Source organism: Streptomyces sp. NPDC087901, assembly GCF_044742205.1.
In the GTDB taxonomy this organism is placed as follows: Bacteria; Actinomycetota; Actinomycetes; order Streptomycetales; family Streptomycetaceae; genus Streptomyces.
In genome coordinates this window covers 111,518-128,453 of sequence record NZ_JBIUUC010000015.1, presented here as the reverse complement: position 1 = coordinate 128,453, position 16,936 = coordinate 111,518, and the positions used below count along the sequence as shown (strand labels likewise).

3 protein-coding genes are annotated in these 16,936 nt (G+C 71.4%); all 3 read left to right on the top strand.

Annotation, left to right across the window (positions count from 1 at the left end; genetic code table 11):
- Window positions 1–297 precede the first annotated feature (297 nt).
- The 3 genes from ACIOEW_RS33690 to ACIOEW_RS33680 are packed head-to-tail and all read left to right on the top strand — an operon-like array spanning window position 298 to window position 16,902.
- Window positions 298–5,466 carry an acyltransferase domain-containing protein gene (locus ACIOEW_RS33690; RefSeq protein ID WP_401968654.1) on the top strand — a complete coding sequence of 1,723 codons (5,169 nt, stop codon included), beginning with the start codon at window positions 298–300 and terminating at the stop codon, window positions 5,464–5,466.
- Window position 5,467: 1 nt separating this feature from the next.
- A complete protein-coding gene (locus ACIOEW_RS33685; protein WP_401968651.1) occupies window positions 5,468–8,722 on the top strand; it encodes a type I polyketide synthase in 3,255 nt (1,084 codons plus the stop codon).
- A gap of 20 nt (window positions 8,723–8,742) precedes the next feature.
- Window positions 8,743–16,902, top strand: coding sequence for an amino acid adenylation domain-containing protein (locus ACIOEW_RS33680; RefSeq protein WP_401968649.1), 8,160 nt, complete (start codon window positions 8,743–8,745; stop codon window positions 16,900–16,902).
- Window positions 16,903–16,936 lie beyond the last annotated feature (34 nt).

The window sequence follows — 16,936 nt, the reverse complement described above, 5'->3', positions numbered from 1 at the left end:
CCTGCCCACGGCCCAGCTAACCGGAATTGACTGCGCCACCAGGCCTCAGCGAGTCGATCTTGGTGGCGAGTCAAGGAGCTTGACAAGCTGACTCGAGGCCTGCCAAGGTCATCCATCGCGGGCCGCCTCTAGGGAAATTCAATTTCGAGGCACCGGGGGGGAAGGGCACGACCCCTTATGTAACGGCACTGTTAACACACTCTCTTTAAGGTCATATTGACTATCGCCCTTGGCGATGAATGAGGGTGCACAAAAGCATCTTTTATATTTCAGGTAGCCTTCGGGGGGTGGCTTTGAATGGAAGCAACACAGACGGCCGATCATCCGGCTGCCGACCTCGCCGCCGCAGTGCGCGCCGAGTTGTCCGCCCGGCTCGGCATGGATCCCGCCGCCCTGCGCGATGACGTCGTCTTCTCCGCCTATGGACTCGACTCGCTCAAGGCCGTCGGATTCGTCGAGGCGCTCAGCGAACTGATGGGCCGTCGGCTTCCGGCCACGCTCCCGTGGGAATGCCCGACCATCGAGCGACTCGTCACCCGGCTGCTCGGCGGGCAGGAGTCGGAACCCACCGGCCCAGGAGCGATGGAGGGACCGGGAGCCCCTGTGAGCGGCGAGCCCGTCGCCGTCGTGGGCATGGCCTGCCGCTTCCCGGGCGCGGACGACATCGATCAGTTCTGGCAGCTGCTGAGCGACGGCGCCGACCTGACCGGACCGCCGCCGCCAGGGCGGCGAGAGCCCGCGTCAGGACCGCGTGAAGCGGGATACCTGCGCGGCCCTGTCGACCGGTTCGATCCGCTGTTCTTCGGTATCTCCCCGCGCGAGGCGCAGGAGATGGATCCGCAGCAGTCCCTGTTCCTCGAAGTGGCCTGGGAGGCGCTGGACGCCGCGGGGCTCGGCGACGGCAGGCTCGCCGGCAGCCGCACCGGGGTGTTCGTCGGCGCCATCTGGCACGACTACGCCGACTTGGGTTCGACGCCGGCCGGCCCGGCCTCGGCGTACATGGCGAGCGGGCGTTCCCTGAACATGATCGCCAACCGCCTGTCCTACTCGCTCGGGCTGCGCGGGCCGAGCCTGGTCGTCGACAGTGCGTGTTCGTCCTCCCTGCTGGCCGTGCACCTGGGCTGTCAGAGCCTGGCCACCGGAGAATCGAACGTGGCCGTCATCGGCGGGGTCAACCTGCTGCTGGACCCGCGGACCACGGAGGCGCTGCAGGGCTTCGGCGCTCTCGCGCCGGACGGCCGGTGCAAGGTCTTCGACGCGAGTGCCGACGGATTCGGCCGGGGCGAGGGCTGCGGTGTCATCGTCCTCAAGCCCTTATCGCGCGCGCTCGCCGACAACGACCGGATCTGGTGCGTGATCCGGGGATCGGCCGCCAACAACGACGGGCAGAGCAACGGCCTGACCGCGCCGAACCCGATCGCCCAGCAGGAAGTGCTCAGCCAGGCCTACAAGACGGCGGCCGTCGATGCGCGCGACGTCGCGTATGTCGAGACACATGGCACGGGAACCGCGCTCGGCGATCCGATCGAGGCCTCTGCTCTCGGAGCGGCGCTCACCGTGGGGCGGAAGCAGGACGCGCCGGACCTGGTCATGGGCTCGGTGAAGGCGAACATAGGCCACCTCGAAGGCGCCGCGGGCATCGCGGGGATGATCAAGGCGGCGCTCTGTCTGCGGCATCGCCGGATCCCGCCGAACCCGCACTTCTCGACTCCGAACGCACACATCGACTTCGAAGGACTGCGCCTGCGCGTCCCGCGCGAGAACGAGGCCTGGCCGAAGAACACGCGCCCGCTCGCCGGAGTCAGCGCGTTCGGCTGGGGCGGCACGAACGTGCACGTCGTTCTCGAAGGACGCGACGAGCCCCGCACCCGTGAACTGCCCGCGGCCGACGCCCCGGAGCAGGCCGCGCAGCCGGTCGCCACCGCGGTGGAGAAGCCGAGCCCGGGCATCCTCTTCGCCTGCTCCCCGCACGGGCACCAGTACCCGGAAATGGGTGTCGAGATGATGCGCGCGGAGCCGGTCTTCCGCGCCGCGGTCGAGGAGTGCGACCGCGCGTTCATCCCGCTGGCGGGCTGGTCCCTGGCCGAGACACTCGCCACGGGCCAGGAGGACAGGAAGCGCCTGGACGTGGTCCTGCCGCTGCTGTTCGCCATGCAGGTCGGCCTGGCCCGCTGGCTGGAGCACACCGGGGTGCGTCCGGCCTCGGTGGTCGGGCACTGCATCGGCGAGATCCCGGCGGCCGTGATAGCCGGAATCCTCGACGTGGAGCAGGCGACGTCGCTGGTCTACCACTACAGCCGGTACCAGTACCAGATGGCCCGCCCCGACCACGGCATGGCCGCGCTGGAGTACACGGTGGCCGAAGTACGGGAACTGCTCGGCCCGGAAGAGGGCGCGGTGACCGTGGCCGCATGCAACGGGCCGCGTTCCACCGTGATATCCGGCGACCGCGCCCGGCTCGAAGCGGTGGTGTCCGCGGCCAAGGCAGCCGGTGCGCAGGCGGGCATGATCGACGTCGATGTGGCCGGGCACGGCCCGGCGATCGAACAGGTCATCGAGGACTTGGTGCGGGACATCGGCGAGCTGCGCCCCCGCCCGGGGCGGATACCGATGATCTCCTCGGTCACCGCGGAGCCGCTCGACTGGCGTGAGGTCGACGGCGCGTACTTCGCGCAGAACCTGCGCTGCCTGGTCCGATTCGACGAGGCCGTACGCCGGGCGATGACCGACGGCGCCTCGGTACTCCTCGAGATCACCGCCCATCCCGTGCTGCTGCACGCGTTGACGCAGCTCACCGAGGAGGCAGGCGGCGCCGGTGCGGACGGTCTCCCCGTCGCGCTCGGCACCATGCGGCGCGGCGACGCGCGCGGCGCACTGTCCGACACGCTCGGCCGGCTGCGGACGCTCGGCTGGGAGCCGGTGGAGCCGGACAAGGGGATGGCGCATCTGCTGACCCTCTCCGCGCAGAGTCCTCAGGCGCTGCTCCAGTACGCCGCGGACACGGCCCGCGCGCTGCGCACGGCCGGTCCGGAGATCACCGTGGCTGACGTCTGCCGGGCCACGGCCCGCCGCACCGCCTTTCCGTACCGGCTCGCCGCGGTCGGGCGGGATCTGCCCGGCCTGGCCGCCGACTTGGACCGGCTGGCCGAGGGCGGAGACACGGAGGCCGCCTGGGCCGGAGACCGGCCCGCCATCGGCCGGCCCCGGACCGCGTTCGTCTTCCCGGACGCGGGCTCGCCGTGGCCCGGAACGGCCCGGCGACTGCTGGCCGAGGAGCCGGTGTTCGCGGCGGTGCTGCGCGAGTGCGACGCGAAGGCGGCGCCGTTGCTCGGCCGGTCGATCCTCGATGAGTTGGTCTCGAACGCCGTCGACGGGCCGCTGAGCGGTGAGCGTGTCCCTCTCGTGCCGCCGCTGCTCTTCTCCGTCCAGATCGCACTCGCCGAGCTGTGGCGGTCCTGGGGGGTCGAGCCGGATGTGGTGACCGGCCACGGGATGGGTGAGGTTGCGGCGGCGTGCACGAGCGGGGCACTCGCCCTGGACGACGGCCTTCGGATCGTCTGTCTGGGCAGCGCTCTGCTGGACGAGACGTCCGGGCACGGCGCGGTGCCGGCCGATGTGGCCGCGCACAGCCCGCAGATGGACGGCCTGCTGAAGGCCCTGAGCGACGTTCGGCCGACCGCGGGCCGGGTCCCGATCCACTCGGCCGTACTGAACCGGCTCGTCGACGGCTCCGGCATGGACGCCGCGTACTGGTGCGACAACCTGCGCGAACCCGTGTCCCTTTCGGACGGTGTCCAGTCGCTGCTCGACGAGGACATCTCCGTCTTCGTCGAGATCAGCCCGCACCCGGTCCTGACCACCGCGATCGACCGGACTGCCGCGCACGCCGGGCGGCAGGTGACGGTCGTCCCTTCGATGCGCCGTGACGAGGACGGGCGCGCTGTCATGCTGCAGTCGCTCGGCGCCGCCCATCTCGCCGGTGTCGAGGTCGACGGGAGCGCGGCGCTCCACCCCGGCGAGCCCCGGCTGGTGGACCTGCCGCCGTACCCCTGGCAGCGCGAGCACTTCCCGGTCCCCGGACTGTCCGGTGCCGACCGTGAGGTGCACTCCGAGTACGCGGCCGGCACGGGTCTGGTGCTCGGCGCCCGGCTCGACTCGGCGGTCGAACCCGGGCTGCACTACTGGCAGACACGGCTCTCCTCCGAGATACCGGAGGTCGCGGACCACCAGGTCCGCGGCATTGCGGTGGTACCGGGATCGGCCTACCTCGCGCTGGCGGCGGCCGCGGTCGACGAGGTGATACCGGGAGCGGAACTCAGTGTTTCCGACCTCTTGTTCGCCTCCGCGCTCGCCCCGCAGACCGGGCGGCCGCGGCTCGTGCAGTCGGTACTGTCCGAAGAGGGCAGCGGCGCCCGCTTCCGCGTCTTCGACGGCGGAGGAGGTCCGCACCCGGTCCTGCTCGCCGAGGCCGTGTTCCGCCCCGGGGACGGTACGCCGGACCGGCGCAGCACCCCGCACCACACCATGGAACTCTCCGCGCCGGACGTCCTCATGGAGGACGGGTTCTACCGGCTGCTGGCCGACAACGGCGTCGATTGCGGCCCGGAGTACCGGCGGGTGACCGCCTTCCAGGCCCTCGACGGCGGCGCAGTCGCGCAGGCCACGCTCACAGCACAGGATCTCGCACTGTCGGGTACGCGACTGCCGCGCTCCGCGTACGACGCGGCGTTCCAGACAGTCACCGCCGCCGTGCTCAGCGGCGGTGACCCGGGCGGTACGGGTCTGGTGCTGGTCGAGGGAGCCGATTCGATCTCCTTCGCCGGCAAGCCGTCGGGCACGGTCTCCGTTCACGTGCGGCTGGAGGCGGACGGCATCGGGCGCACCCGGGCCGAAGTACAGATGCTCGACTCCGCGGGCGGCGACCTGATGACGATCCGCGGGCTGCGGGTGCGCCGGTCCGACACGTTACGGATCGCCTCACCCGCCGGGGAATCGGACGGTTCCGCGCAGGCCCCGGAGTCTGCGCAGCCCGCCGCGGCCGACAGGACGGTGTCGGCACTGCTCGCAGCAGCCGACCCGGTAGCCGAGGTCGAGTCCATCCTGCGGACGGCGATCGCACGGATCGTGGGTACGAGTCCCGAGCGCGTAGGCGCCGACCAGCCGCTGCACGAGCTCGGTATGGACTCGCTCATGTCGGTCGAGCTCCGCAAGAGGCTGGAACGCAAGTTCGGCGTGGAGCTGTCGTCCAGCCTCATCTTCAACTATCCGACGGTCCGGAAGCTCGTGCCGTACCTCACCGACAAGGTCGGACTGGGTGCGCCGCGGGAGGACGCCGCCGCTGAGCGGCCGCCCGAGCCGGTTCCGCCCGGCGCCCCCGACGAGTCCGCGCTCCTGCCTGGTGCGGATGACGGAGACAGCCTGATCCGGGAGCTCGAACTCCTCGAAGCACGCATAGAGGACCTCTGACATGACAGATTCCCCCATCGTCGCGTCCCGGCCTGCGCCCGACGCCGCACGAATCGTCGCACGCCTCCGGGAGCGCATCGAGAAGCTGGAACGCACCCGCAGCGAGCCGGTCGCGCTGATCGGCATCGGCTGCCGGCTGCCGGGCGGCGTCCGGTCCATGGAGGACTACTGGGACCTGCTCTCGGGCGGCGTGGACGCCATCACGCCCATCCCCGCCTCGCGGTGGGACGCGCAGTCCTTCTACGACCCGGACCCGGAGGCGCCGGGCCGGATGCGCATGCAGTACGGCGCTTTCGTCGACGGCGTCGACGAGTTCGACCCCTACTTCTTCGGCATCTCGCCGCGCGAGGCATCCCGGATGGACCCGCAGCAGCGGCTGTTCCTCGAGGTCGCCTGGGAGGCGCTGGACCGGGCCGGACTCTCCCGGGAGGCGCTGGCCGGCACCGCGACGGGCGTGTTCGTGGGAGTGAACTCCGCCGACTACCTCCAGCTCCAGGTGGCGGACCCGTCCTGGGCGGACACCTACACGATCACCGGCGGCACCAACTCGCTGATCGCGAACCGGCTTTCCTACCTGCTCGACCTGAGCGGCCCGAGTCTGACCGTGGACACCGCCTGCTCGAGCTCGCTCGTCGCGGTGCACCTGGCCTGCCAGAGCCTGCGCAGCGGCGAGAGCGACCTGGCAGTGGTCGGCGGCGTGAACCTGATCCTGTCCCCTTCGACGGCGGTCGCCCACGCGAAGGGCATGCCGCTGTCCCCGGACGGCCGATGTCGCACTTTCGACGCTGCCGCGAGCGGATACACACGCGGCGAGGGTGTGGTCGCGGTGGCACTGCGCCGGCTCAGCGACGCGGTGGCCGCGGGTGACCCGGTCATCGCGGTGATCCGCGGGTCCGCGGTGAACCAGGACGGGCTGAGCAACGGTCAGACCGCGCCGAACGGCCGGGCGCAGCAGGCGGTGATCCGCCAGGCGCTCAAGGCCGCCTCCCTCGAACCGGAGCAGATCACCCTCGTCGAGGCGCACGGCACGGGCACGGTTCTCGGTGACCCCATCGAGGTCGAGGCGCTGGCGGCGACCTACGGGCGGGCGGACGGGGCGCCGCCCTGTGTGCTCGGCTCGGTGAAGACCAACATCGGCCACCTGGAGTCGGCTGCCGGACTGGCCGGGCTGGTGAAGGCCGCTCTGTGCCTCAAGCACGGCCGGACCATCGCCAATCTGAACTTCGACCGCCTCAACCCGAACATCGACCTGGCCGGCACGCGGCTGGCCATCGCCGAACAGGCGCAGGACTGGACGGCACCCGAGCGCTTCCGGCACGCGGCGGTCAGCGCCTTCGGCGCCGGCGGGACGAACGCGCACGCGATCCTCGGCCCGGCCCCCGCGCCCGCATCCCCGGCCGCGCCCGCCCCAGCGCCGTCGCCGCCGCCGTACACCGTGGCGATATCCGCCCGCACCGAGGAGCTGCTGGCCTCGACTGCCGCCGCGCACCGGGACTTCCTGCACGGGGCCCCGGCCGGTGACGAGGAGTTCCGGGCCATCGCGCACACGGCGAGCGTCCGGCGCACGCACCAGGAACACCGTCTCGCCGTGGTGGCCGGCTCCGCGCGCGAGGCGGCGGATCGCCTCGCCGCCTGGTCGGAGTCCGGCTTCGCACCCGGTGTGGTGAGCGGGCGCGCCGGCGATGCGCCGCCCGGCGCGGTGTTCGCCTTCTCGGCGCACGCGCCGAGCGGCTGGGCAGAGACCGCGCGGCAGTTGTCGCAGACCGGCTCCGCCTTCCGGGAGATGCTCGACGACTGCGACGACGCTTTGCGCCCATGGCTCGGTCGCGGCATCCACGAACTCATCGAGGGCATCGATGACGAGCAACGGATCGACCTGGTGCAGCCGGTGCGGTACGCGATCAGCCTCGCCCTGGCCGCCTGGTGGACGGAGGCGGGGGTCCGCCCCCTGGCCGTCATCGGTCACGGGTTCGGCGAGGTGGCCGCGGCCCGTTTCTCCGGGGTGCTCGACCGAACCGAGGGCGCCCGGGTGATCTGCGCGCAGAGCGCAGCGGTCGAGGCTCGGCGGGGTCACGGAGGAATGCTCGCGGTCGCCGCGTCGGCTGACCGGCTCGCCGATCTGGCCCGGCGCTTCGACGGGCTCGCGCTGGCCTCGTCGGAAGGGCCGCTTTCCGCGTCGCTCTCCGGCCCCCAGGACGCGCTGGAGAAGGCGGCGGCCGAGCTCAAGGCGGAGAACATCCCGTCGCGGCTGGTGAGTCAGGCGGTTGCGACACACAGCTCGGCCATGGACGAGATGCGCGAGGGACTGCTCGCCGCGCTGTCCGGGCTGACTCCGCGGCAGGCAGATCCGCAGATCATCTCCACCGTGACCGGGCAGGTCCGCGAAGGCACCGGCTTCGGGCCCGAGCACTGGTTCGAGAACATGCGGCGCACGGTCCGCTTCTGGGACGCGGCGCAGACCGCTCTCGGCCTCGGTGCCGGCGCGTTCGTCGACTTGAGTCCGAGGCAGCCGCTCGCCGGCAGCCTTCAGCGGGCACTCGCCGACGCCGGGGTGCAAGGGCCGGCCGTGCCCGCACCGAACTCGGGCGCCTCAGCCGGGGAACCCCTGCTGCTGGGCGCCGCGGCGCTGCACTGCGCAGGCATGCGGATACGTTTCGACGCGATGCTCGGTCCGCTCGACCGGGCCGTGCCGCTGCCGCCTCAGCCGTGGCAGCACGAGCAGCTCTGGTACCGCGAGCGCGACACACCGGCCGTCCTGCAGGCACCGAAACCGGCCGCGCCGCAGCGGCGCCGCGTGTCCGTCGATGCCGCGCTGGCCGGGCGACTGCGTACGCTGCCGCCGGCCGAACGGGTGCCGGCCGCAGCGGAGTTCGTCCTCGGCCTGGTGGCCGCGGCCTTGGAGTTCGACTCCCGGGAGCTCGACCCGGACGCGGGCTTCTTCCAGCTCGGCATGGACTCGCTCATGGCGACGAACGTGCATGCGCGGATTGTCGCCGCCCTCGGCATACCGCTCCCGGCAACGGTGATGTTCGAACACGGTTCGGTCAACGCGCTCGCCGGGCACCTGGCCGAGGTGGCCGTACCCGAGGCCGAGACCGTTGAGGTGCCCGTCCCCGAGCCCGTCCCCGTGGCCGGGACTCCCGAGGCGTCCGTCTCCGAGGCCGAGGCCCTGAAGGTGGACGCAGCTCAACTCGCGGATACCGAAGGCCTGTCGGAAGAAGATCTGATCATTCTCCTCAGCGCGGAAATCGACTAGTGAGGGTTAAGGGAAGGGCTATGACCATCGACACAGCTGAGCCCAGTGCGGCCCGCGAGGTGCTGGCCCGGAGCCTGGTGCAAATACGCACACTGCGGGCACGCCTCGACGAGGCGGAGCAGGCCAAGACCGAGCCGATCGCCGTGATCGGCATGGGCTGCAGGCTGCCCGGCGGCGTACGAAGCCCGGAACAGTACTGGGATTTCCTGCTCCGGAGCAAGAGCGGGACCGTGCCGGTCCCACCGGAGCGCTGGGACCCGAAGCGGTGGGGCGGCGTGGCGGGCGGCGGTTTCCTCGACGAGGTCGACCGCTTCGACGCCGGGTTCTTCGGTATCTCTCCGCGCGAGGCCGCCGCTCTCGACCCGCAGCAGAGGATGTTCCTGGAGGTGGCCTGGGAGGCCCTGGAGCACGCGGGTCAGGCGCCGGACCGCCTGGGCGGCAGCCCCACCGGTGTCTACCTGGGCGTCACCACCTACGACTACACCCAGAGCCAGATGCAGCAGGTCGTCCCGGACGAGCTGGAGATGTACTGCACCACCAGCAACGCCTCGACGTTCGCGGCCGGCCGGCTCTCCTACTGGCTCGGCCTGAGCGGCCCGAGTCTGTCCGTGGACACCGCCTGCTCCTCCTCGCTGGTCGCGGTGCACCTGGCCTGCCAGAGCCTGCGCTCCGGGGAGACCTCGATGGCGCTGGCCGGCGGGGTCAACGTTTTGCTGAGCCCCGAGTGGTTCCTGCTGATGACTCAGGCCGGGATGCTCGCCGAGGACGGCCGATGTAAGACCTTCGATGCGTCGGCCGACGGCTACGGCCGAGGCGAGGGCTGCGGCGTGGTGGTGCTCAAGCGACTGTCCACCGCGCTCGCGGACAACGACCGTATCGAGGGGCTGATTCTCGGCTCCGCCGTCAACCAGGACGGCCGCAGCAGCGGCATCACCGTGCCGAACCCGGCAGCGCAGACCGACGTGGTGCGGGCAGCGCTCCGCGCGGCACGGGTCGAGGGCAACCGCGTCGGATACATCGAGGCGCACGGCACCGGCACCCCGCTCGGCGACCCGCTCGAACTGCGGGCGCTGCGCGCCGCGCTCGGCGCACCGGCCGGTTCGGAGCCCCCGCTGGTCGGTTCGGCCAAGACCAACTTCGGCCATCTGGAAGCCGCGGCCGGCGTCGTAGGACTCATCAAGGCACTGATGACGGTGCGGCACGGCACCGTGCCGCCGCACCTGAACATGACCACCGTCAACCCGGCGATCGATCTGGACCAGCTCCACCTGCGCATCCCGGTCGAGCCGACCGCCTTCCCCGCCGGGCCCGGGCCCCGGGTCGCCGGAGTCAGCGGGTTCGGTGTCAGCGGCACCAACGCGCACGTGGTGGTCGGCGAGCCGCCGGCACCGGAGGCGAGCGCGGACGCGCCCGAGCCGCGCAAGGACCATCTGCTGGCCCTGTCCGCGAAGAGCTCCGCGGCCCTGGACGAGCTGGTGCGCGCCTACCAGGACCGCCTGGCGGCCGCGGACGAGCAGGAGTTGCCCGACCTGTGTCACACCGCGGCTGTGGGCCGCGCCGTGCTCCCCTTCCGGGCCGCCGTGGTCGGCCAGACCGCACAGGCTCTGCGCGAAGGTCTTGCCGAGGCGATCGAGCTGCCGGCCGAAGACACCTCGCCGTACGTGCATACGGGCCGGGTGAGCGCCTCTGCGCGGCCTCGGGTCGCCTTCCTGTTCACCGGCCAGGGTTCGCAGTACGCGCCGATGGCTGCCTCGCTGTACCGGACCGAGCCGTTGGTGCGCGAGCTGTTCGACCAGGCCGACGAACTGCTCGAGCCCGTGCTGGGCCGCCGCTTGCTGCCGCTGATGCTCGACGGCTCGCTCGACGCCGGACTCATCGACGAGACCCGCTACACCCAGCCGGCCCTGTTCATTCTCGAGTACGCCGTCGCCCGGCTGTGGCGCTCCTGGGGCGTCGAGCCGGCCGCCCTGCTCGGCCACAGCGTCGGCGAGCTCGCCGCGGCCTGTGTGGCCGGGGCGATGGACTGGACCGAGGGCGCGCTGCTGGCCGCCCACCGCGGCCGGCTCATGCAGGAGCTGACTCCCGCGGGCGCGATGGTCACCGTGTTCGCCGAGACCCAGCGTGTGCGCGAACTGCTCGCCCAGGCCGGGGAGGGGCTCTCGCTCAGCGCGGTCAACGGCCCGCAGAGCGTCGTGGTGGCCGGTGCGCCGGAGGCGATGGAGCGTTTCCTGCCTGTCCTCACCGAAGCGGGCATCAACTCAAGGCCGATCAAGACCTCCAAGGCCTTCCACTCGCCGCTCATGGAGCCGATGCTCGACCCGTTCGAGGCCGAGGCCGAGAAGATCGTGTACCGGGCTCCGCAGATTCCGTTGTTCTCGAACGTGACCGGCAAGTCCCTCAGCGGCGAAGGCTGTATCGGCGCCGCGTACTGGCGCCGGCACGCGCTGGCCCCGGTGGACTTCCACCGCGGGATGCAGGCCGTGTTCGACTCCGGATGCACCGTGTTCATCGAGGTCGGGCCGAGCCCCGTGCTCAGCGGCATGGCCACACGGTTCGCCCCGCAGTCCGATTCCGGCCCCGACCTCCTGTTCCTGCCCTCGCTGCGGCAGAAGCAGGACGACAACCGGGTGATGCTCAACGGCCTGGCCGCACTGCACACCCGCGGCGTTCCGGTGGACTGGGCGAAGGTCGACGCCGGCCGCGGCCGCCGCAAGGTCGCCGCACCCACGTACCCGTTCCGGCCCGATCGGCACTGGTACACCCCGAGCGAGCGGACTCCGGACGCGGCGGCTCCGGCTTCCCCGGCCTCCGCGGCGAATGGGCCCCTGCCCATCGCCACGACGGGTGCTTCCGGGGCCGGCACCGGCGGCGCGCTGCTCGGCGCATCGATCCCGTGTGCTCTGGACAGCCGTCTCTTCGACGCACGGATCGACCCTGCGGCGCACGCGTGCCTGCGTGACTGTGTCATGGACGGCATGCCGGTGGTCAACGCCGGCGTCTACCTCGACGTGGCCCTGTCGGCCGCGCGGCGGGAAGGCGTGACCGGGCCGATAGCCATCGAGGACTACTCGATTCCCCAGAGCCTGATAGCCAGTGAGGTGTGCGCCGGACAGCTGGCGCTCGAACCCCTCGACGAGGCGCGTTACGCCTACCGCTTCTTCGCCCGCCCTGAGAGCGCCGGCGACTCCGCCGCCTGGGTGCTGCACGCCCAGGGACGCCTCGGCCCGGCCGCGCCCGGGACGGCCGGCGCGGCCATCGACGAAGCGGAGCTGGCCGCCGAGTTCGCGCAGCAGACCAGCGGCGAGGACCACTACAGGCAGCTCTGGCAGCGCACGATCTACCTGGGCGGTTCGGCCCGCTGGATCGACCACATCTGGCACCGGCCCGGTGAGGCCGTTGCCCGGATACGGCAGGCCGCGGCCGGCGAGGCGGACCCGTATCTGCTGCACCCGGGCGTGACCGACTCGCTGCTGCAGATGCTGATCAGCTGCATGCCCGAAGGCGGCACGCCGGACGAGGCCTACATGCTTCTCGGCATCGACCGCCTCACGTTCCACGGTCACGACGGCCGTGAGCTCTACTGCCGTGTCACGGTGACCCGGTCCGGCTACGCCGGCGACGTACTCACCGCGACGCTCGACGTGCGTGACGCCGAGGGCACCCCGGTGCTGTCGGCCGACGGCGTGTACATGAAGCGCGCGGACAAGGACGCGGTCACGCGTCAGAGCAGTGACGCGAAGAAGAACGGTCCGGCCCGCCCCGCAGTCGCGCCGTCCGCCAGGCAGACCGGAGCGGCCGGTGCGGCACGCGCCCGCATCCTCGCCCTGCCCTCGAACGAGCGATCGGCCGAAACCCTGAGGCTGGTCACCGGAACCATCGCGGGCGTGCTCGGTTCCCGCGCCGAGGACCTCGACCTCGACGAGCCGCTCCCGGCCCTGGGGCTCGACTCGCTGATGGCGCTGCAGGCCAACGACCAGTTGACCCGCCAGCTGTCCGTCTCGCTGCCGCTGGTCGCCTTCATCGAGGGCTGCGACATCAACGGCCTGACCGATCTGGTGCTCGACGCGCTCGGCGAGCCGACCGGCGGGGACACCGTGGAGGGCGCTGATCCGGGCGCGGCCGCGAGCCTCGAACTGCCGGCGGACGAGCCGCCGCGGATCGTGCCCGACCCGGACGCGCGGTTCGAACCGTTCCCGCTGACCGACCTTCAGCAGGCCTACCTGATCGGCCGCACGGACGCGTTCGAGCTCGGGAACGTCTCGACCTACTTCTTCACCGAGGTCGACCTCGAAGGCGCCGACCTCGGCCTCCTGGCCGACAAGCTCAACGCGCTGATAGCCCGCCACGACATGCTCAGGGCCGTCATCAACAACGACAGCACCCAGCGCGTCCTGCCCGAGGTGCCGCGTTACGAGATCCGCACCTACGACGTGTCGGGGCTCGAAGCCGGCACCCGCGACCAGAAGCTGGCCGCCCTGCACGAGGAGATGCGCGACCAGGTCCTCGACGCGGACCAATGGCCGCTGTTCGACGTTCGCGCCAGCATCCTGGGCGAGGGGCGCATCCGCCTGCATGTCGCGCACGAGGCGCTGATCAGCGACGCGTGGGGCGCGTCGACGGTGTTCCGCGAATGGGCGCAGTCCGTCCGCGGCGAGGAGCTGGACGAGCCCGCGGAGATCACCTTCCGCGACTACGTCACCGCGGCCAAGGAACTGGAGCAGGGCCCGGAGTACGCGGCCTCGCTCGAGTACTGGCGCGGCCGGGTCGCTCAGATGCCGCCCGCACCCGAACTGCCGCTGGCACGCGACCCCGCCACCGTGCACCGGCCGCACTTCGTGCACCGCGAGCACCGGCTCGACCGCGAAGCCTGGACAGCGTTCCGGGAGCATGCGAAGGCGGCCGGGGTCACCGCGTCCGCAGCGATCTGCGCCGCGTACACCGAGGTGATCGCGCAGTGGAGCAAGAAGCCCGACTTCACCCTGAACATGCTCTTCTTCAACCGGATGCCGCTGCATCCGCAGGTGGACTCGATCGTGGGCAACTTCAGCTCGACCATCCTGCTGGAGGTGCACGCGGGCGGCAGCACCCCGTTCGGCGAACGTGCCGTGAAGGTGCAGCAGCAGCTGTGGCAGGACCTCGAGCACAGCCGGGTGAGCGGTGTCCGCGTGCTGCGGGAGATGAACCAGCAGCGCGGCGAGTCGGTGCGCGCATCCGTTCCGGTCGTGTTCGCCAGCACGGTGAACTTCGCCGCCCGTGACACGCGCGCCGCGGGTACCGGCCTGGTTCAGCACCTGCTTTCCCTCGGCGACAGCGGCCGCGAGGTCTCCAGCGCCATCCGCACCCCGCAGGTGTGGCTCGACCACCAGGTGATCGAGGACGACGGAGAGCTGATCGTCAACTGGGACGTGGTGGAAGAGCTCTTCCCGGCCGGCCTGATCGACGCGATGCATGCCGCTTATGTCAGCCTCCTCAACGAGCTGGCCGCCTCGCCTGCGGCCTGGAACAGCCCGATCGCCCCGCTCCTGGGGCAGAAGGAGCTCGCTGTACGGCAGCGCGTCAACGCCACCGCCGGCCCGCGGCCCGAGGGGCTGCTGCACGACGGGTTCATGGCCAACGCGGCCGAACGGCCCGAGCGGACAGCCGTGATCACGCCCGACCGGAGCCTCACCTACGGTGAGCTCGACGCGCTGTCGAATCGGATAGGGAACTGGCTGCGCGAACGCGGCACCGCCCCCGAGCAGTTGATCGGCGTGGTGATGCACAAGGGCTGGGAGCAGGTCGCCGGAGCACTCGGCATCCTCAAGGCGGGTGCCGCCTACGTGCCGATCGACGCCTCGGTCCCGGCCGAACGGTTGCGCACACTGTGCGGGACCTCCGGCATCACCTTGGCGCTCACCCAGCCCGGCGGGCCGACGGACGAGTCGTGGCCCGAAGGCGTGGAACGGCTCGTGGTCGACGACGAGACGCTCGCCGCGCTCTCCGACGCGCCGGCTCCCCCGTCCTCCGCGGACCCGGGCGACCTGGCGTACGTCATCTTCACCTCCGGCAGCACCGGAACCCCCAAGGGGGTGATGATCGAGCACCGGGCGGCCGGCAACACCATCGCGGACGTCAACGACCGGTTCGCCGTGACCGACCAGGATCGTGTGCTCGCCCTGTCGGCGTTCAACTTCGACCTGTCCGTGTACGACGTGTTCGGCATGCTGTCCGCCGGCGGCGCGATCGTGCTTCCTGATCCGGACTCCGCGCACGAACCGTCCCGGTGGGCCGAACTCGCCAGGAAACACGGCGTGACGATCTGGAACAGCGCCCCTGCCCTGATGGAGCTGTTCGCCCAGCACCTCGCCTCGCCTACCGCGCAGGCGCCGGAGCTGGTCCGCGTCGTGATGATGAGCGGCGACTGGATACCGGTGACCCTGCCGGATCTGATCCGGCGCGGGCTGCCCGGCGCGGCGATATGGAGCCTGGGCGGTGCGACCGAGGCGTCGATCTGGTCGATCTGGTACCCGATCGAAAGCGTCGACCCGCAGTGGACGAGCGTCCCGTACGGCGTGCCGATGCGCAATCAGCAGTTCCACGTGCTCGACGAGCAGCTGCGCCCGCGCCCGGCCTTGGTGCCCGGCCAGCTCTACATCGGCGGCGAGGGCCTGGCCCGCGGGTACCACGCCGACGGGGAGAAGACGCGCGCCTCGTTCGTCCGGCACCCGGCCACCGGTGAACGGCTCTACCGCACCGGTGACCTGGGCCGGTACCGGCCCGACGGCGTGATCGAGTTCCTCGGCCGCGAGGACGACCAGGTCAAGGTGCAGGGGTACCGCATCGAGCTGGGTGAGATCGAAGCAGCGATCTCGCACTGCGACGGCGTGCGCGCCACCGTGGTGCAGGCGCTCGGCGAGCGGCAGGGTCCCAAGCGGCTGGTTGCCTACGTGGTCCACCAGCCCGACGCCGACCCGGACACCGGCAAGATCGAGTCGGCGTTGCGCGCCGTGCTGCCGGAGTACATGGTGCCGAAGCAGTTCGTGCAGCTCGACGAGATGCCGCTCACCGCCAACGGCAAGGTGAACCGCGGTGCGCTGCCCGACCCGTCCCTGGCCCTCGGCGAGGCTGCCGGCCGGGCACCCGAAGGCGAGACCGAGACCCGACTGGCCGCGATCTGGGCCGAGTTCTTCGACCCGACGCTGGTCACCGCGGACGCCGGGTTCTTCGCCCTGGGCGGCGATTCACTCACCGCGGTGCGGCTGATGGCCCGCATCGAGGCCGAGTGGGAGCGGGTGCTGCCGGTCTCCCTGCTGTTCGCCCGGCCGACCATCGCCCAGCTGGCAGAGGCGCTGGCCGACCTCGGCAGCACACACCGTCGCGAGGCTCTGGTGCAGGTGCGCACGGAAGGCGAACTGCCGCCGCTGTTCTTCGTGCACCCGGTCGGCGGCGACGTGCTCTGCTACGCGGAACTGGCCGCGCGGGTCGGTGGCGACCGCCCGTTCTATGCGCTGCAGACCCCTGACGACCTGGACGCGCCGACGCTGACCGACCTGGCCGCCCACTACGTCGAGGAGGTCGTCTCGGTCCAGCCGGACGGCCCCTGGATGCTCGGCGGCTGGTCGATGGGCGGTGTGGTCGCGATCGAGATGTCCCGGCTGCTGGCCGCGTCGGGCCGAATGGCGGACCTGGTCGTCGCGGTGGACCTGCTCGAACCGCCGGGCCCGTCGTACAGCGGTCCGCTCGGCGACGAGGACCTGCTCGAATGGTTCGCCCGCGACCTGGCCGGACTGTCGGGCAGCGACTGGACGCCGCGCTCCGCGGCGGACACCGGCGGGGACGGGGACGGCGGCGAGGTGCCGTCCGCGCACCCCGACCGCATCCAGTCCCTGCGCCGGTCCCTGGTGAGCGCCGGCGTGTTGCCGTCGGACATCGGCGCCGAGGCCTTCCACCGCATCATCGAGCGATTCATGGCCAACTCGCGCCTCCTGGAGGCCCACTGCCCGGCCCCGTCCGGGGTCCGCACCCTGCTGCTGCGCGCGGCGGACGGCGGGGCGGACGAGAAAACCGCCGCGGCCTGGGTGGAACTGCTGGGCGACGAAGACGCAAGCGTCGAAGCCGTGCCCGGCGATCACTACTCCGTCGTGGCGCCGCCCGCCGTGGACGTCGTCGCAGACGCGATCCGCCGAGCCATGAACTCCTGACCACACCGGCAAGCAAACTCCTGACGAAAGACGA

What these genes read in the sequence shown, in the direction of transcription:
- ACIOEW_RS33685 (WP_401968651.1), top strand. Translation starts at nt 5,468, where the DNA reads ATGACAGATTCCCCCATCGTCGCGTCCCGGCCTGCGCCCGACGCCGCA.
- ACIOEW_RS33690 (WP_401968654.1), top strand. Translation starts at nt 298, where the DNA reads ATGGAAGCAACACAGACGGCCGATCATCCGGCTGCCGACCTCGCCGCC.
- ACIOEW_RS33680 (WP_401968649.1), top strand. Translation starts at nt 8,743, where the DNA reads ATGACCATCGACACAGCTGAGCCCAGTGCGGCCCGCGAGGTGCTGGCC.